Annotated in this window: 11 protein-coding genes; 4 read left to right on the top strand and 7 right to left on the bottom strand. The window is 43.3% G+C overall.

Annotated features, from left to right (window positions below):
• Positions 1–28: 28 nt before the first annotated feature.
• The gene (locus ACYTXU_RS13410; RefSeq protein WP_462207355.1) at positions 29–886 is read right to left on the bottom strand and encodes an ion transporter; all 858 of its coding nucleotides are present in this window, start codon (positions 884–886) and stop codon (positions 29–31) included.
• 385 nt (positions 887–1,271) lie between these two features.
• Here ACYTXU_RS13410 and metK point away from each other — a divergent pair, with 385 nt between their 5' ends.
• Both metK and ahcY read left to right on the top strand, forming a co-directional pair.
• Positions 1,272–2,432, top strand: coding sequence for a methionine adenosyltransferase (gene metK, locus ACYTXU_RS13405; RefSeq protein ID WP_462207354.1), 1,161 nt, complete (start codon positions 1,272–1,274; stop codon positions 2,430–2,432).
• A gap of 84 nt (positions 2,433–2,516) precedes the next feature.
• Complete coding sequence (ahcY, locus tag ACYTXU_RS13400; protein ID WP_462207353.1) at positions 2,517–3,914, top strand: adenosylhomocysteinase; 1,398 nt, start codon at positions 2,517–2,519, stop codon at positions 3,912–3,914.
• 58 nt (positions 3,915–3,972) lie between these two features.
• On the opposite strand, the gene ACYTXU_RS13395 is transcribed toward ahcY, so the two are convergent.
• Entirely contained in the window at positions 3,973–4,659 is a 687-nt protein-coding gene (locus ACYTXU_RS13395) for a hypothetical protein (protein ID WP_462207352.1), read from the bottom strand.
• Positions 4,660–4,781: 122 nt separating this feature from the next.
• On the opposite strand from ACYTXU_RS13395, the gene ACYTXU_RS13390 reads away from it, so the two are divergent.
• Both ACYTXU_RS13390 and ACYTXU_RS13385 read left to right on the top strand, forming a co-directional pair.
• Positions 4,782–6,131, top strand: coding sequence for an adenosylmethionine--8-amino-7-oxononanoate transaminase (locus ACYTXU_RS13390; RefSeq protein WP_462207350.1), 1,350 nt, complete (start codon positions 4,782–4,784; stop codon positions 6,129–6,131).
• A 3-nt stretch (positions 6,132–6,134) separates the two neighbouring features.
• Positions 6,135–6,863, top strand: coding sequence for a 16S rRNA (uracil(1498)-N(3))-methyltransferase (locus ACYTXU_RS13385; protein WP_462207349.1), 729 nt, complete (start codon positions 6,135–6,137; stop codon positions 6,861–6,863).
• A gap of 15 nt (positions 6,864–6,878) precedes the next feature.
• On the opposite strand, the gene ACYTXU_RS13380 is transcribed toward ACYTXU_RS13385, so the two are convergent.
• From ACYTXU_RS13380 to ACYTXU_RS13360, 5 genes are read right to left on the bottom strand one after another with little or no spacing between them, the layout of a single operon-like run.
• Positions 6,879–7,340 carry a chemotaxis protein CheW gene (locus ACYTXU_RS13380; RefSeq protein ID WP_462207347.1) on the bottom strand — a complete coding sequence of 154 codons (462 nt, stop codon included), beginning with the start codon at positions 7,338–7,340 and terminating at the stop codon, positions 6,879–6,881.
• Between the two features lie 8 nt (positions 7,341–7,348).
• The gene (locus ACYTXU_RS13375; protein ID WP_462207346.1) at positions 7,349–7,942 is read right to left on the bottom strand and encodes a chemotaxis protein CheB; all 594 of its coding nucleotides are present in this window, start codon (positions 7,940–7,942) and stop codon (positions 7,349–7,351) included.
• An 18-nt stretch (positions 7,943–7,960) separates the two neighbouring features.
• A complete protein-coding gene (locus ACYTXU_RS13370; RefSeq protein WP_462207345.1) occupies positions 7,961–14,509 on the bottom strand; it encodes an Hpt domain-containing protein in 6,549 nt (2,182 codons plus the stop codon).
• Positions 14,510–14,529: 20 nt separating this feature from the next.
• Positions 14,530–15,372 (bottom strand): CheR family methyltransferase, encoded by an 843-nt coding sequence (locus ACYTXU_RS13365; RefSeq protein WP_462209440.1) that lies wholly within the window; start codon positions 15,370–15,372, stop codon positions 14,530–14,532.
• A gap of 52 nt (positions 15,373–15,424) precedes the next feature.
• Positions 15,425–17,779 carry a methyl-accepting chemotaxis protein gene (locus ACYTXU_RS13360; protein ID WP_462207343.1) on the bottom strand — a complete coding sequence of 785 codons (2,355 nt, stop codon included), beginning with the start codon at positions 17,777–17,779 and terminating at the stop codon, positions 15,425–15,427.
• Positions 17,780–17,797 lie beyond the last annotated feature (18 nt).

Genomic DNA, 17,797 nt, shown 5'->3' with positions numbered 1-17,797 from the left:
ACTTGTGTTCAATTTTTCGACACTTCTTTTAAAGCTTGGTCCCACATTTTTTACAAAACTCTGCATCTTTATCATGACCTTCGTAAGCGCAGGCTGGGCAGGCATTGTTAGTTACTCCTTTTTGTCTTATCGCTTCGCGGGTAATCTCTGCGCTATAGATTCCGGTCGGGACCGCAATTAATCCATAACCTAAAATCATGATGCAAGAGGCAAGAAATTGTCCAAAAGGCGTCTGTGGTGAGATGTCGCCGTAACCCACTGTGGTTAAAGTGACGATGGCCCAGTAGACTGACGTTGGAATACTGGTAAACCCATTTTCAGGTCCTTCTATGACGTAAACCAACGAGCCGAACACCACAACAGACATTAGAACGGTATACAAAAACACACTGATTTTTGTACCGCTGTTTCTCATTGCGTTCATCATCAGGCTGGCCTCTCCCATATAGTTGACCAGCTTAAAGATCCTGAATATCCTCAGTACTCTTAGAATACGAATAATCAGGAAGTACTTTGCATCGACAATAATCAGAGTTAGATAGGTTGGAATTATTGAAAGCAAATCGACCACACCATAAAAGCTCTTGGCGTATTGCAGAGGCTTGCGCACGCTAATCAAACGTAAGATATATTCAATGGTAAACAGTATGGTGAAGGCCCATTCTGCTGCAAGCAGTAAACTACCGTATTGTACCGAAATCACTTTAACGCTATCGAGCATCACCGCCAGGACACTGATAAAGATGGTGATGATCAAAGCCACATCAAAAGTTTTACCGGCGAAAGTATCAGCTTCAAAAATCACTTCATGAATTTTTTCGCGCCAGGGCGATAAAGGCTCACCTTCGTCAAACTTATGCTTGCGGTATTTAAATTGCGGCGTCATTAATCCTTCCCGTTCCATCATTTATTCAAAGCTTAGAATATAATTCTAATCAATTATACCTTTCAGTTATAGGTGGTATGTTGCATACCTACATTTAGCACTTTCTAATTTAACACCAGCCCATAGCCGGCGGTATACCATTATTTAATGTAGGGTTTTTACCATTGATTTTATTGGCTTTTATAATTTTATTAAGGTTTATTTATCTTTTTTGCTCTTTATAATAAACATCAATTCTTTTCATGTGATTTTCACAGACAAAGGTGTAAAAATAGGTGATTTAGACGGCTAAACAGTGTAAAATCCGCCTACTTTTTGACCAGCATTTTAGTGTTGTTACGTTGGTTTTATCACTCTGTTTTAAATAAAAGGTAACTTAGTAGAAATGAGCAATTATTCCGTATTTACGTCGGAGTCCGTATCTGAAGGACATCCTGACAAAATTGCCGACCAGATTTCCGACGCGGTACTTGATGCCATTCTAGCGCAAGATATCAATGCTCGCGTTGCTGTCGAAACCATGGTTAAAACGGGGATGGTGATTGTCGCAGGAGAAGTTGCGACCTCTGCGTGGGTTGATATTGAAGAGCTTGCGCGAAACACCATTAAAGAAATTGGCTATAACAGCTCTGAAATGGGTTTTGACTGGGAGTCCTGCGCGGTATTGAATGCTATCGGTAAGCAAAGTCCAGACATTGCTCAAGGTGTTGACCGCGACGACCCTGAAGCACAAGGTGCGGGCGACCAGGGTTTAATGTTCGGTTATGCCTCTAACGAAACTGATGTTTTAATGCCAGCTCCGATTACTTATTCACACCGTTTGGTGCAAAAACAAGCTGAGCTACGAAAAAACGGTACTCTAGCCTGGTTGCGTCCTGATGCTAAAAGTCAGCTCACTTTCCGTTACGAAAATGATCAACCGGTTGGCATCGATGCTGTTGTCCTGTCCACTCAGCACAATCCTGAGATTTCCTTGAAAGACCTGCAGGAAGCTGTCATTGAAGAAATTATCAAGCCTGTGTTGCCAGCTGAATGGATCAGTGACAAAACTAAATACTTTGTTAATCCAACCGGTAAGTTCGTTATCGGCGGCCCAATGGGCGACTGCGGTCTAACAGGCCGTAAGATTATCGTTGATACTTATGGCGGTATGGCGCGTCACGGCGGCGGAGCTTTCTCCGGCAAAGACCCATCCAAAGTTGACCGTAGTGCAGCGTATGCTGGCCGTTATGTTGCCAAGAACATCGTTGCTGCCGGTCTTGCCGATCGTTGCGAGATTCAAGTCTCCTATGCCATCGGTGTTGCGGAGCCAACTTCAATCAGCATTAATACCTTTGGTACTGGCAAAATCAGCGAAGACCAGCTGGTTAACTTGGTACGTGAGCACTTTGACTTGCGTCCACGTGGCTTAACAAAAATGTTGAACTTGCTTCAACCGATTTATCAAGCCACAGCAGCTTATGGTCATTTTGGCCGTACTGAAGACAGCTTTACTTGGGAAAGAACTGATAAAGCGGACGCATTGCGCGCTGCCGCTAACCTATAATCTATTTACTTTTACACTCACTGAACGGTCTTTTTTAATTCTATTTTTGGATTAAAAGAGGCCTGAAAAAAATCTGGGAAAATTATGACTGACCACATCATTAAAGATATTGCTCTCGCTGACTGGGGCCACAAAGAAATCGACATGGCAAAAAGTGAAATGCCTGGCTTGATGGCTGTTCGCGAAGAGTATGGTTCAGAACAACCTTTAAAAGGCGCTCGTATCGCAGGCTCTCTGCACATGACTATTCAAACAGCCATGCTAATCGAAACCTTAATTGCATTAGGCGCTGAAGTTCGTTGGGCATCCTGTAACATCTACTCAACTCAAGATCACGCTGCCGCAGCAATTGCTGATCAAGGCATCCCTGTTTTCGCTTATAAAGGCGAAACTTTAGATGAGTATTGGGAATACACGCACCACATCATGGAATGGCATGACGGCGGCTCTCCGAACATGATTCTGGATGATGGTGGCGATGCTACGACGCTTCTTATTCTTGGTACTCGTGCTGAAAAAGATATTTCCGTATTAGACAACCCTAAAAGTGAAGAAGAAGTAGCTTTATTCAAAGCAATCAAGCTTAAGCTATCTGAAGACAATGACTTTTACTCGCGTACTTTGGCCAACATCCAAGGCGTGACTGAAGAAACTACCACAGGTGTTGCTCGTTTATATCAAATGAAGAAACGTGGCGAACTGCCATTCCCAGCCATTAACGTCAACGACTCAGTGACCAAGTCCAAGTTTGATAACTTATACGGCTGTCGTGAGTCTCTAGTAGATGGTATTAAGCGCGCTACCGACGTCATGATCGCCGGTAAAATCGCTATCGTTTGCGGTTATGGTGATGTGGGTAAAGGTTCTGCTCAATCGCTTCGCGGTTTAGGCGCCACTGTCTGGATTACTGAGATTGATCCAATTTGTGCGCTACAGGCAGCAATGGAAGGCTATCGTGTGGTTGATCTTGAAGATCCAAATATTGTTGAGCAAGCAGATATTGTTGTAACAGCGACAGGTAACTATGACATCATTCGTCATGAGCACATGGAGCGGATGAAAGACCAAGCGATCGTTTGTAACATTGGTCACTTCGATAATGAAATTGACGTAGCCAGTCTGGAAAAATACGAATGGATTAACATTAAAGAGCAGGTTGACCAAATCAGATTCCCTGATGGTAAGCGCATCACTTTATTAGCTAAAGGTCGCTTAGTGAACCTTGGCTGTGCTACAGGCCACCCAAGCTTCGTAATGTCAAACTCTTTCACCAACCAGGTATTGGCTCAAATTGAGTTATGGAAGAACGGCGATAAATATGACAACGATGTTTATATCCTGCCTAAACACCTTGATGAAAAAGTGGCTCGCCTGCACCTTGAACGTATTGGTGCTCGTTTAACTACCTTGCGTCAGGATCAGGCTGATTACATCAACGTTCCTGTAGAAGGCCCATACAAGCCAGAACACTATCGTTATTAATTTATTGTTCTGATAGCTTCAAAAAAAAAAGCCGGCAAACGCCGGCTTTTTTTGATTTCTACAATTCAATTTTATCTTCTTCCACCTCGTCGTTAGCAACCAGTTTTTTATATGTCGTCGACAGAAGTCCAATATTGAATATCATTATTATCATGGTATAAGCTGTCGATAAGATCGAAGCCACAACTCCAGGGAAGTCTGGCATAAGCATTAACAGTGGAAGCATAGTCAGAACCGGGATAAATACCACTGTGCCAAAACATGTCAAACTATAGCCGCTCGTTGCGTTCCATGCTTTAGTAAGTCCGAACTCTTTATCAACAGCGACTGCAGGTAAAACTATTGATAAGCGACTCCACAGAACTAACGCTACAATCATACCTAATATGAATCCAAATATTGGGAGGAGTCCTATAAAAAATACTATAGGGCTCATCATTAATCCAATTAGAAACCCATAACCAATATACATCAGTTCCCTAGATTGTAAGCGGAGATTACCCAACAGCCCTGTCGCAGTAGGTCCAAGTAATATCACCCTATGAACTGAAATTGCTAATAACGCCCAAATTACAGCATCTATAATGTTATATAAGATGAATTGGTAAGTTTCTGTAAGATAAAGAGGCGTCCAACTCAGGGCTATCCCTAAGACGATTGGCACCAAAGTGACTCTTAATAACGTTAATTTGTGTTCTAAAACCACATCTACTGTTTCTTCTAATATTTTCCCAAAAGAAGTCATGTATCCCTCTTATACATAATTTTTTTAAGCCTTGGATTCTAGCACAAGATTACTTCTTTGAGTCTTAATTACAAATGCGCGATAATAGCGCCATCATTTTTCAATGGTTTCAAACTATCTCTATGGATAACGCTTCCCTAAAAAAACGTGACTTAGCCGTTCTTTGGCATCCCTGCAGTCAGATGAAAGATTATGAGCGCTACCCTATGACACCGATTAAACGCGGTGATGGCGTGTACTTAGAAGATTATGATGGTAATCGCTACATTGATGCAGTCAGCTCCTGGTGGGTCAATCTATTTGGCCACAGCAATCCTATCATTGCCAACGCTATGAAAGAGCAGGTCGATAAGCTGGAGCATGTGATTTTTGCTGGGTTCACGCATGAGCCCGCCATTGATCTGGCTGAGCAACTGGTGGCCATGACTCCGGAAGGGTTAGATCGTGTCTTCTACGGTGAGAATGGTTCTTCAGCGGTAGAAATTGCCTTAAAGATGAGCCTGCATTACTGGCAACTGTCAGGAAAGCCTGAGAAAACTCAATTTATCGCCTTAGAAAGTGGTTACCACGGCGAAACCACCGGTGCATTGGCAGTTTCAGATCTAGGCTTATACAAAGCTCCTTATAAGCCACTGATGTTTGATGTTATGACAGCACCCTCTCCCGATTGTTTTTTCCGTGAAGAAGGCGAGAGCTGGCATGATTATTCGCTACGTCAATTTGAAAAAATGCGTGAGCTGGTTGAGCGCGAACATAAAAATGTCGCTGCCATCATCGTCGAGCCATTAGTACAATGTGCTTCAGGGATGCGCATGTATCACCCTGTTTATCTTAGTGAGTTGCGCAAGTTATGCGATGAGTTCGATGTACATTTAATTGCCGATGAAATCGCGGTTGGTTTTGGTCGTACTGGCACCTTGTTCGCTTGTGAACAGGCTGATATCAGCCCAGACTTTATGTGTGTTTCAAAAGGCCTTACTGCCGGTTTCTTACCACTTTCAGCCATGCTGACGCGTGAATCAATTTTCCAGGCTTTCTACGATGACTACGAGAAACTGACTGCCTTCCTTCATTCGCACAGCTACACTGGCTATGCCACAGGGTGCGCGGTTGCTAAAGCGACCCTGGATATTTTCCAGAGCGAGCCGGTGATTGAGAACAACAAGGTTTTAGCACAGCACATGGCTCAAGCCACGGCTCATTTTGCGGACCACCCTAACGTTGCCGAAGTCCGCCAAACCGGCATGATTCTTGCAGCAGAAATGGTTCAGAACAAAGCCAGCCGTACTCCTTATGACTGGAAGGAGCGCCGAGGTATGCGTGTTTATGAGCATGCTCTGTCACAAGGTGCACTACTTCGTCCTCTCGGCAATATAGTCTATTTTATGCCCCCCTATGTCATTACGCCTGAAGAAATTGATAAGCTTGCCGATATTGCCTGGCAAGGCATCCAACTGGCTACAAAGGATTAACTCATGCGTGTGCCACGTATTTTCACCTCTCATCCACTGTCAATTCCCTCTAAGGTGATACTTGAGAAAGAAGCGGGTATTCATGTTAGCCGTGTTTTACGCATGACCCTGGGGCAACAAGTTGAACTTTTTAATGGTGATGGCCATAGCTATTACAGCGAAATCATCAACATTGAACGTAATCAGGTTACCGTGAACATTGTTCAAAAGATTGCTACAAATAACGAATCCCCCCTCAATATTCACCTATTTCAGGGCGTTTCTCGTGGCGATAAGATGGAGCTAACTTTGCAGAAAGGGGTTGAGTTAGGCATAAAACACTTCACTCCGCTGATCACGGAGCGCTGTGGCGTTAAATTGGATGAAAAGCGTTGGCACAAAAAACATCAACACTGGCAAAAGGTTATTGAAAGTGCCTGCGAGCAATGTGGCCGCAACACTATCCCGGTTCTGCACCCTGTTATTCAGTTGCAAACTGCTTTGAGTCAGCTTAATGACACCAGTTTTTTCATGCATCCGGACAGCAAGCACAGCTTCAAGTCTATAACAGCTAATTCTCAGTCTGAGCTTCAGTTGTGGGTTGGGCCCGAAGGCGGTTTTAGTGATGAAGAAATTGAGTCGGTTAAAGGGCAAGGCTGTAAACCCGTTCAACTGGGGCCAAGAATACTGAGAACAGAAACGGCAGCCTTAGCTGCCGTGTCAGTTATGAATGGTCTATGGGGTGATTTCTAGGACTTATCTCTAGAGCTAATTACGCTCAACGATCATTTTTTCGATTAGGTCAAGATCGGGGATTAGCGCTTTGCGGCCATCAAGATCAGCCCAAGCTTTTACGCCTGTCGGCAATTCTTCTTCCAGCATTTGACTGTTATCCTCATCTATCGGAATTAAGCGTGGAATCCCTTGCACCATGATTGCAACATAAGGGACCTCCTGATTACCGTTCAGAGTATACACAATAGCAATACGCGAACGACGTAGCTCCCCCAGATCTTTCTTACCCTGCACGCGCTCAAGCGATATCACTGGAATTTTAATATTACGCCAGATAATTTGACCAATTTGCCAATCATCACTCGACTCTGCGTTCTCTGCTAGATCCACATTCATGAATGGAACGATTTCAGCCACTGTCGCATTAGGCAACAACAGACTATTTTCAATCATAGGAATCAAAAAACTATAAACGTCTTTTACTGTATCAGTCATGCTTCATCTCACGCGTATTGATCAACTGGAAATAACGCCTCTAACAAAATGACCAATTGTGCAGCTAAACCCGCAGGGTCATCCTTATATGTGACTTGTCCAGTTTTTATGATACTTTCAGGCATTGATGACTGGATACAGCTTTCTACAGTCTGACACCAGATATCAACTCCACTCGCTGTTAGCAGCTCCGCATTTGCAGAACCATCATCACCCATACCACTAAAAATAATTGCTAATTTTTCCACATCCCTTAGTTCTAGCGACTCGGCAAATAATTCATTAATATTGGGAGCATAGGGCTTACTCCAAACTTCGTCTGTAATAATGATCTTTCCCTGTACAACAAAGCTAATCTTTTTATCAATCGGTGTAATGTAAAGTTTGCCTGGCTTTATCTCTTTATACTGATCGATAATTTCGGCATCAATAAAAGAATGCTCATTCAGCATTGCTTGCAGATTCGGCAAGGAGCCTTCATTAATATGGTTTGCCAGAACAAAACAAACCGGCAACGGCTTATCAGGCAAGGCATCAATAAAAGCCTTTACTGCTGCTGGCCCACCTGTCGAAGCGGCCAGTAGCACCAACATTATATTCATTGCAGCTTGTTAAATCCTTTAGTCGTCAAGCTTTAGCATCTCATCAATCGTTCCTAGCAGAGCATCCTCGTTATAAGGCTTACCAAGATAACGATTAACACCAATCTGCTCTGCACGCTCACGGTGTTTCTCACCGGTACGTGACGTAATCATAATGATCGGTATATGCTTAAGTCTTTCATCATGTCGAATGATGGTTGCTAATTCAAAACCATCCATACGAGGCATTTCAATATCCAGCAACATCACATCCGGTATATCATCATGCAATTGTGTAATCGCATCAACACCGTCTTTTGCAGTCATTACCTGGAATTGGTTACGCTGTAATAATCTCGCAGTAACCTTACGTACAGTAATCGAATCATCGACAACCATAACAACTGGAACGCGATCTTCAACAGGCGTCTCTTGAACCATACCTTCTTCATGGGCAAAGTCCCACTCATGGAAACGGTCAACCAGTGTTTGCATATCAAGAATCAGTACGACGCTACCATCACCCAGAATTGAAGCGCCCGAGATACCTGGCACTGTAGAAATCTGGCGACCAATATTTTTTACAACAATCTCGCGCGAACCGATTAATTCATCAACGTGAACAGCAATCGGCTTATCCTCACCTTGAATAATCAATACTGGCACGTATTCATCAACTGGAGGGACTATGTCTGAGTTACGATCAAGGATTTGCCCTAAATAGCGCAGTTCAAACTCTTGGTCCAAGTGTGAGAATGTCTTATCTTTGTCTTGATAGATTTCCAAAACTTCTTTTGCGCTGACACGAGCCACCGTAGTGATATTTGATAGAGGAATCGCATAAGGCTCACCTTTAACTTTCACCATCAACGCTTGATTTGAAGATAGGGTGAAAGGTAAGCGCACTGTCATAGTAGTGCCCTGTCCCTCTTCTGAACTAATGTTTAATGAGCCGCCCAGCTGCAGAATCTCGCTATGTACTACATCCATACCAACACCGCGACCAGAAATCTGTGTTACCGTCTCCGCGGTCGAGAAGCCTGGTTGCAGGATTAAGCGGAACAATTCACGATCCGATGGATTATAAGACTCATCAATCATGCCTTGAGACACTGCTCGAGCACGAACCTTATCTTTACGGATACCAGCGCCATCATCCTGAATCTGGATAAACACTTCATTGCCTCGTCTTGATAAGCTTAAATGTACGGTACCTTTTTCAGCTTTGCCCGATTTTTTACGTTCAGCTTTTGACTCAATACCGTGGTCAATCGCATTCCTTAACATATGGTCAAGTGGTGCCACCATGCGCTCAATAACGGTGCGATCCATTTCACCTTCAGACTCCAGAACCAAATCAACCTCTTTGTTTAGCTCGGTTGAGATCTGGCGTACCATGCGACGAAGTCGACTTTCAATACTGTTAAACGGCACCATTCGGGTACGCATTAATCGATCTTGCAGCTCGGTGTTAACCCGCCCTTGCGCCAGTAATGTTGCTTCAGCGTCACCAACTTTTGTCTCTAAAATTTCCTGAATCGACATCAAGTCACTAGCAGCTTCAAGTAAGCTTCGGGTCAGTTCTTGTTGGCGTGTATAACGGTCCATTTCAAGAGGGTCAAACTCATCAAAATCGACACCTGAAATCTCACGACGATAAAGAACCTGAGCCTCCGTTTCAATCTCAAGATTACGTAATTGTTCACGCAAGCGATCAACCGTTGATGACATTTCACTTAAGTTGAAATTCAAGTCAGCAACCTGCTGCTCAAGGCGCGAACGGAAGATTGAAGCCTCACCAGACAAGTTCACCAAGTTGTCCAAGACTTCTGAACGAACACGAATGACATCGCGGCTTGCTGCCTCTTTGGCTTCTTCTTCCTTCTGTTTCTGTCTGTCAGCAAGAGAAACAACCTTAACTTCAGCTTGCTCGCCTGATTCAGCCAAGTCTTGCTTGTCTAGCTGATCAATCTGTGACTCTATAGCGGATTTGTCGCTGTCCAGTTTACGCAACAGTTCAGTTGGCTTAGCCGGCATCTCGCCATTGCGAACCTGTTCCACCATGTCATGCAATTCATCATAACTACGGCGTAACATATCAACCCAACGACTTTGACCTACGCGCGAATCTCTGGCAAGAGTTTCAATAACCCCCTCAAGCTTATGGGTTAGATCTCCTACTGGTGTAATCGCTGCCAGTTTTGCACCACTTTTCAACGTGTGCAGATTTCGCATAGCAGTATTCAAAGGCTCGGTATTGTGCAAATCATTTGACCAGCGCTCAATAGCCTCTTCGTAAGAAGCCAGAAGCTCCGAAGCTTCACCTAAGAACAGCTCCGCAAGTTCTTCATTCCAAGCAGCTTCATCTTCTGCAACCGGCTCTTCTGGCTTAACGTCTTCTTTAGGTTGCTCAGTTTTGGCCTCTTCAACCGGCTGCTCCTGCTCTACCTGTTCTGCAGGTTTAACATCTTCAACTTGCGGCCTTACGTAGGCTCTGCCAGCTTTCTGAGCCGAAATAAATCCTTGGATTTCATCCAGCATGGCTTCAGGTGAAGGAATCTGATCTGGAGTATTTCTCGCATTAAATATTGCAAGTAGCTGATCCTCAGCTCGCTCGGCTAAATCAATCGCCTGATCGGATGCAGAGAATAGCTGATCGGTAATAGCTGTATATAAATCCTCTAAGCCATGAGCCAAGTCGCCGATTGGCGAGAAACCAGCCATTCTTGCACTACCTTTCAAGGTATGTAAGTTACGTTGTAGTTCGGCAATAACTTTTAAGTTATCAGGCTCCTGACGCCATTTCTGTAACAGCGCGGCATCACTATCGAATAACTCTTCTGCCTCTTCACTGAATATTTCGAGTAACTCATCATCCACATCCAAATCAAGGCTGATAGTTTTAGCAAACTCTTTTGCCGGTTCTGCAGACTCTTTTTCTGACTCTGCTATTAGTTCATCTTCTTTTTCAAAGCTGATTTCATCGGTTTTTTCTTCATCAGCTTCTGAAGGTGCTTCTGTTTCTTCAGCTACTTCCTGTCTAGCTTTATCCTCAGAGGCTTCTTCAACTACATCCTGTTGAGTTTCATCTTCAGAGGTTTCTTCAGTGACGGCTTTACTCTCATCAACTTCCAACTCTTCTGACAAGTCCAGCTCACTATCCAACTCATCATCCAAGTCTAAACCAAGCTCTTCTGCCGCATCTTCCATACTCAAGTCCGAGTCGGCTTCAAGCTCTTCAGCTTCCGACGCAGGTTCTTCTTCGACGGGTTCAGAAGCTAAGAATTCGTCAGAGAAATCAAACTCAATCGAATTATCATCAGCCGCAGCTTTTTCCTCGGTTGGAGTCTCGGTTGCGTCTGCTTTCTCTTCTTGCTTGGGTGTTAAGAAGTCATCGTCAAGGCTAAATTCAATACTATTGTCATCAGTTGCTGACTCTTCTTCCGGTTTTTCGGCTTTTTCTGCAAGTTCTTCAGCTGTAGCATCATCTTCAGCTTGCTGACTATCAGCCTCAGCTTCTTCTGTTACAACTTCTGATAAATCTTCACCCGAACCAGACTCCAACTCAAGTTCTAAACCAGAAGCTTCAGATGGCTCCCATGTTTGTAGTGCTTGAATTAAATCTCCAGCTTCTGGAATGGATAAATTAGCGGCCAAACAATCGAATTGATTTTCCAACTGATTGTAGGATTCCTGTAGTAATACACCAATAGATGTATCAACTTTGCGGGCAGTCATATTTCTTTGTAAGGCATCGCCAAGGGAAGTGACAACCTGCTCAATTTCATTGAGTTCTGCTTCGCCTAAAATACTTCTTAAGCGATCCACTGATGCCATCAAATATGAAACTTTTTCAATACGCTCTGCTTCTGGCGTTTCTTGAAGGTTAGTACTTTCAATATCAACCAGTACGTCGGAGGCTACATTAAATATATCTTTAATTAACTCAGGATCACGTCCTTGCTCTTGACCAGAGTCGCCTGACTCATCAAACCTTTTTTGCTGTTGAGTCAGCTGTTGAAGTATTTCTTCTTCATGTACCGAAATCACCTGATCATCTTCTGGAGTACCAATAATATGTCTTAATAGATCTTTTGTATGATCAATCAAAGCCATATCTGCTTCTTCTGCAAGAAGCTCTCTGGTTTTTAACTCCTGGAAATAACTTTCAACGGGTACAATCACATTAGTCAATGATTGAATATTGGCAATATGGGCCACACCTTTTAAAGTGTGTAATGAACGCAATAAGTTATCGCTAATTTGACTTTGAGTAATGCCCTGCTGACGTTGATTAGCAAACATTTCCAAGCTGGTAACGTGACCTTCTGCTTCCTGCTTGAATATGTCAAACAGCTCTTGCTCTGCTGCCTGATCTGCTTCTTCCTCGGTTTGTTCAACCTGTGGTTGAAGATCTGTAATCATTTCACCCTTACTGATACGATTTGCCCTTTCCGCTAGCTCTTTTGGAAATTGCGTTTTTTGACCCGAAGCAAATTGCTTGACCATGCTTGGCAATATATTTGCCACTTCTTCGGTCGTTATCATTAAAGCAGGGGTAAACTCTATATTTTTATCAATCAGTCGATTCAACATATTCTCTATCGACCAACTTAACTCTCCGATGTCAGTCGCACCAACCATTCGCCCACTACCCTTCAAGGTGTGGAAGTTGCGTCGAATCGTCGTCAATGCCTCTTTGTTACTTTGATCTTTTTTCCATTCCGGAAGTAGGCTATGCATCTCCTCCAGAACTTCGTCCGCTTCTTCAATAAAGATTTCACGAACTTCATCATCAATTAATTCATCACTATCATCGCCTTCAGCATAGTCGTCTCTTTCAACCATCTCTATATCAGGCATATCCAGTGCATCATCAAGCACTGGTAACATTTCTTCGTCCAGGTTACCGTAGTGTTCTTCAAGTTGGCTGATGCTATCCGTCGCTCTTTGCAAGATAACGGGTAAACCGTGTAAGCCAGAAGACATCAAACCTTCTAAATAATAATCCACCGAACTCACCGCATCTGCCAGTGTTGATACTTCGGCTTCACTTAAGACTACTTTTTCGCTAATCAAATATTTAACGACAAAGTTCTTTGCTTTCGAAATAACAGTAAGCAAGTTATCAAGCTGAGCAAAGGTTAGTGCACCTTCTACTTCTTTCAGTAGTTCCGGCACATGTTCAAGGCGATTAATGTTATGGCTTTCGTCTAAATAATCTGTGATAGCGTCTTTAACTTTATGTAAGTTGCCACGACTTTCTTGAACTAATTGATAGCGAGCATTAATAATCTGTAGAGACTCACCTTCTCCTTGACCAAGACTTTCATTGGCTAGCTGTTTGCTGTCCATTTTGAGTGCTCGCTCAATATAATCTTCGAGCGATAAAATTCCTTCAGCAATATAGATCAAGCCCTGTTCACGATCAGCCTCTGAACCATCCAGCAAATCACCAATAGACTTCATCTGCTTACTAATCATGTCCTTGGACTGTGTCAGTCCTAGCATTGACATGGTGTCAGAAATTTTTTGCATTGCAGGAACCATGTCTTCTAATGGTTCTCTTTCCTGTGATTTAGTACGGATATAAAGATCTAACGATTCCTTGATTTCACCTAAATCTTCTTTAATAACATTAAGTGCGATTCGAACGCTTGCAGTGTCAGGCCCCGTTAAATCACTTGATTCACTTTCTAAATCCCCCAGAGATTCCATTAACTGGTTCAATTGGAACTTATCCTGGACTTCCTGAACTTGCTGATCGTCCGTATCAAATTGAGCAACATAGAAAAGAATATTAATTAGAACTTTGTTTGCTTCTTCTTGATTAGCCGTTTGCTCAATGAGTTCTCTAATTCGACGGTCGACCTGACCCAAAAGACTCTTAATAACCGGAGTATCTTTCTTCGAAAGTAAGCCAATATTTCTTAAGAAAACTGATGTAACCCACCATAGAGGTTGGTAAGGAACACGATTCTCCAATCCCCATAAGGCTTCAGTTGCCTGTTGCATCCGGTCCAGATTTGATTGTGTGTCCACATCTCGAATAACTCCCAACAAACCCTGCTGGAACTGAGAGCGTAACGTTTTGACCTCTGCCAGGATATCGCCTTTAAGTTCTGTCTTATTCTTCGGTGAAGGCGCTTCAATACCTTCGGTTGGAATACTGATAAGATTGCCTGCACCTAAAGTATCTACGCCACGACAGGTGCGCATATCATTAATAGCGGGCAACAAGATAACGGGAAGATCTGACTTACCTTCTGCATAACGCGACAAGTAGCTTCGGAACCTTAGAATAGCTGATAACAAGACTTCATAAGCCTTTTCGTTTGAATCAACTCTTTTCTCGCCAATTGCTTCGGCAAGCGCTTCCATTTCTTCTGCTAATAACGCAGCTCCTGAGAACTCAAGCATCTGCATAGTTCCGCGGATCTGATGCATGCAATTTGCACAGAAGTGTATTTGGGTTTTATCAGTTTCGTCCTCAGCGTACGCCTTGATCGCATTTTGCGCTTGTTCAAGGGTGCTTTCGACTTCGTCTTTAACCCAATTTAAAGCTACTTTTGTTTGATTATCTCTCATGCTTACACCATTTTTTGTAGCTATAGCTGTCGCTGATATGCCAAACAGTTTCTTTCATCAATCCGCACCAGTTCTGGATGTGTCCAGTTAATAATTTCACCTAGTCCTAATATCAGTACTCCGCCAGGTATTAACCTTTCAACCAGCCCTTCCAATATTTTAATACGATCTTCAGGGCGAAAATAAATCAGTACGTTCTGACAAAATATGACGTCATAATTTCGTTTTGGCGAATTCCCAATATCATTGAGATTTCCTTGCAAAAATAACACTCTATTTTGAATGTTCTCTTTGACTCGCCAGTGCTTACTATCATGACGATTAAAATAAGATGCCTGTATCTCTGGTGACATCATGTGTAATTTTCTATCGCTGTATATCGCTCGTCTTGCAGCACTCAGCGCCGGGTAACTAATATCAATTCCGGTAATACCGTAATAAAAGCGCAACCCTTTTTCAGTTAACGAATTCAAACTCAGTTCTTCGAGTGCAATGGCTAAACTATAAGGTTCTTCGCCAGTAGAGCAGCCAACACTCCATATTTGCACATTACAATCACTGTTCGAATTGGCTGATTGAATAATCTTTTGCTGACAAACATGCTGCACCAAATCAAACGATTCTTTATGTCTAAAGAAGCTCGTTTCATGAATAGTCAGCGCATCAATCAACTGAAACCATTCTAATGAAGCCCAGTTTTTATCCTGTAACCTCGTATAATACTCATCGTAACCCTGCAGGTTCAGATCTCGGATTCTTTTCAATAAACTTGTCTTTAAAAAAAGCTGTCTATTTGCTGGAATCCAGATCCCTGAGTATTTCCTGATCAAAGACTGCCAACGTTCAAAGGTGGCAGTCTCCATTTCAGGTACATGGGTTAAAGAGCTATGTTTCAATTAGCGGCTCTCAATTCAATCAATCTTTCTTTTTAGACTCATCTTCCAAAAAGATATCATCGTCTAATTCTTCAAGGCTCTCATCAGCTTCTTTCAAGAAGTCTTCAAGTTCATCGCTAGCATCTTGCAAATCTTCATTGGAATCTTCTAGCTCGCTTGTTTCTTCATTCAAAGATTCTAATGACTCATCAAGTTCTTCGCCGGTTGACTCGTCATTGAGATCATCACTTTCATCAAACATGTTCTCAAAGCTGTCTTCTTCATTAATTTCGTCAACTTCTACTGCTGAAGTGTCTTCACCTCGGAAGTAATCGTCATTAGTTGAATCCAATTTAAAGCCGGCAACCGAACGACGAAGGTCTTCTGATAACTCGGTCAATTTACCAATCGAACGAGCTGTCTCTTGAGTACCCTCGGAAGTCTGCGTAGTAATTTCCTGAATAACCGTCATCGTATTGGATACATGGCCAGCTGATGCAGCTTGCTGACGTGCAGCGTTCGAGATGCTTTGAATCAAGTCCGCCAGGTTGGTTGATACCGTTTCAATTTCTTCCAGTGCCACACCCGCGTCTTGTGCTAATCGAGCACCACGAACAACTTCAGAAGTGGTATCTTCCATCGAAATTACCGCTTCGTTAGTATCCGTTTGAATCGTTTTAACCAGCGCTTCAATCTGTTTTGTCGCATTTGATGAACGTTCTGCTAATCGCTGAACCTCATCCGCAACAACCGCGAAACCACGACCGGCCTCACCCGCTGCCGATGCCTGAATCGCCGCGTTCAATGCCAGGATGTTCGTTTGGTCGGCAATATCGTTAATCAAAGATACGATGTTACCAATCTCTTGTGATGACTCACCCAGACGTTTAATACGTTTCGATGTTTCCTGAATCTGCTCACGAATCGTATCCATGCCTCGGATGGTATTTCGTACAACTTCACCACCTTTTTTCGCAATTTCCACCGATTTTTCCGCAACCTGAGATGACTCAGATGCGTTGGCAGATACTTGCTCAATAGAGACTGCCATTTCGTTAATCGCCGCAGATGCACCGGTAATTTCCTGCGCCTGTTGGCGAGAAGCTTCAGCCAGCGCACTTGATGTTTGCTGTGTTTCTTCTGCTGATTTTGATACCTGGTCAACCGCTTCGTTAATCGCGCCAACCACACCACGCAACTGGTCAATGGTTAAGTTAAATGAGTCAGCAATAGCACCCGTGAAGTCCTCGGTTACGGTTGCTTTAACAGTCAAGTCACCATCTGCCAAGCTGTCGATCTCATCCAGTAGTCGAATAATCGCTTCCTGGTTTCGCGCATTCTCTTCTTTCTCACGCTCTGCAGAAACTTCCGACTCACGTAAACGAACCTTCTCTGCTTTACGCTGATTGAGGTACATGCCTACTAGCAATAACAAAATCAGAATAAAAAGCGCACCTGAAATATATGGACTACCAGGCTCAGTGAAACTGGTTGTCATAGCAGCAAAAGCCGCTTCAACGCTCGCTGTTCTACCTAGTAGGGCATCAGCTGTGTTATAAATTTTGTCCGATGCATTCTGTACTTCAAATAGTTTAGGGGTACTGAATACGATGTAGTCAACCTTCTCGCTGACCGACTGGAATTCATCAACAATTGACTCAAGAGCCACGCGTGCCTCGGGATTATTAACGCGTCGAATCTCAAGCAATGCATCGCCGTTCAGCTGCCCTTCCAAATACACACCGAAGGTATCAACGTCCTGGCCGAAGTCCTCTGCCGCGATTTGTGCTTCTTCACCACCACGAAGCACTTTCTGCATGCCAGATGAAATACGCTCAGCCAACCACTTTTGTCTCGTTGCCTGGTGAACCTCTTCGCCATCAGCTCGGTTATCAAGAAGTATATCAATCACACTATCGTATTGACGTTGCATGGTTGGAATTTGTTCTGCCAACTCATCTGCATTGATGTACATGCGATTTACAATTTCTCTACCATTCAGGATTGCTTCAGCATCAGGCTCAACCTCTCTCCATATTTCCTGTAGAGCTTCCAACTCGTTATTTCTGATGGACGATGGCGCTGGCGGTAATGAGGTTACACTATCACCATCTACCAGCCTTCTTAAGTTGCCTGCAAACTGGTCCGTAGCTGTTCTCAGCTCTCCAAATGCCGATTCCGTGCCTTGAGCAGCTTCCGAAGCATTTGTTGCAATTTGTTGCGACAATACTTTCATTTCAGATGCTAGCTCTGTACGCTTAATCCGGTTTTGACTTTCTAAAAAGCCGTAACCAAAATTAGCCATCAAAGCGATCAAGACAATGATCAATAAAAAAGCATAAAAACCGATTCCAGAACGGTTAGCTTTCTTCATCTTCTTTTTGGTCTCACTCATAGGTTGCTCCCGAGACAT

It is taken from the genome of Kangiella sp. M94 (assembly GCF_054926195.1).
The sequence above is the reverse complement of the archived record's forward strand: the minus strand, read 5'-3'. Positions and strand labels throughout refer to the sequence as shown.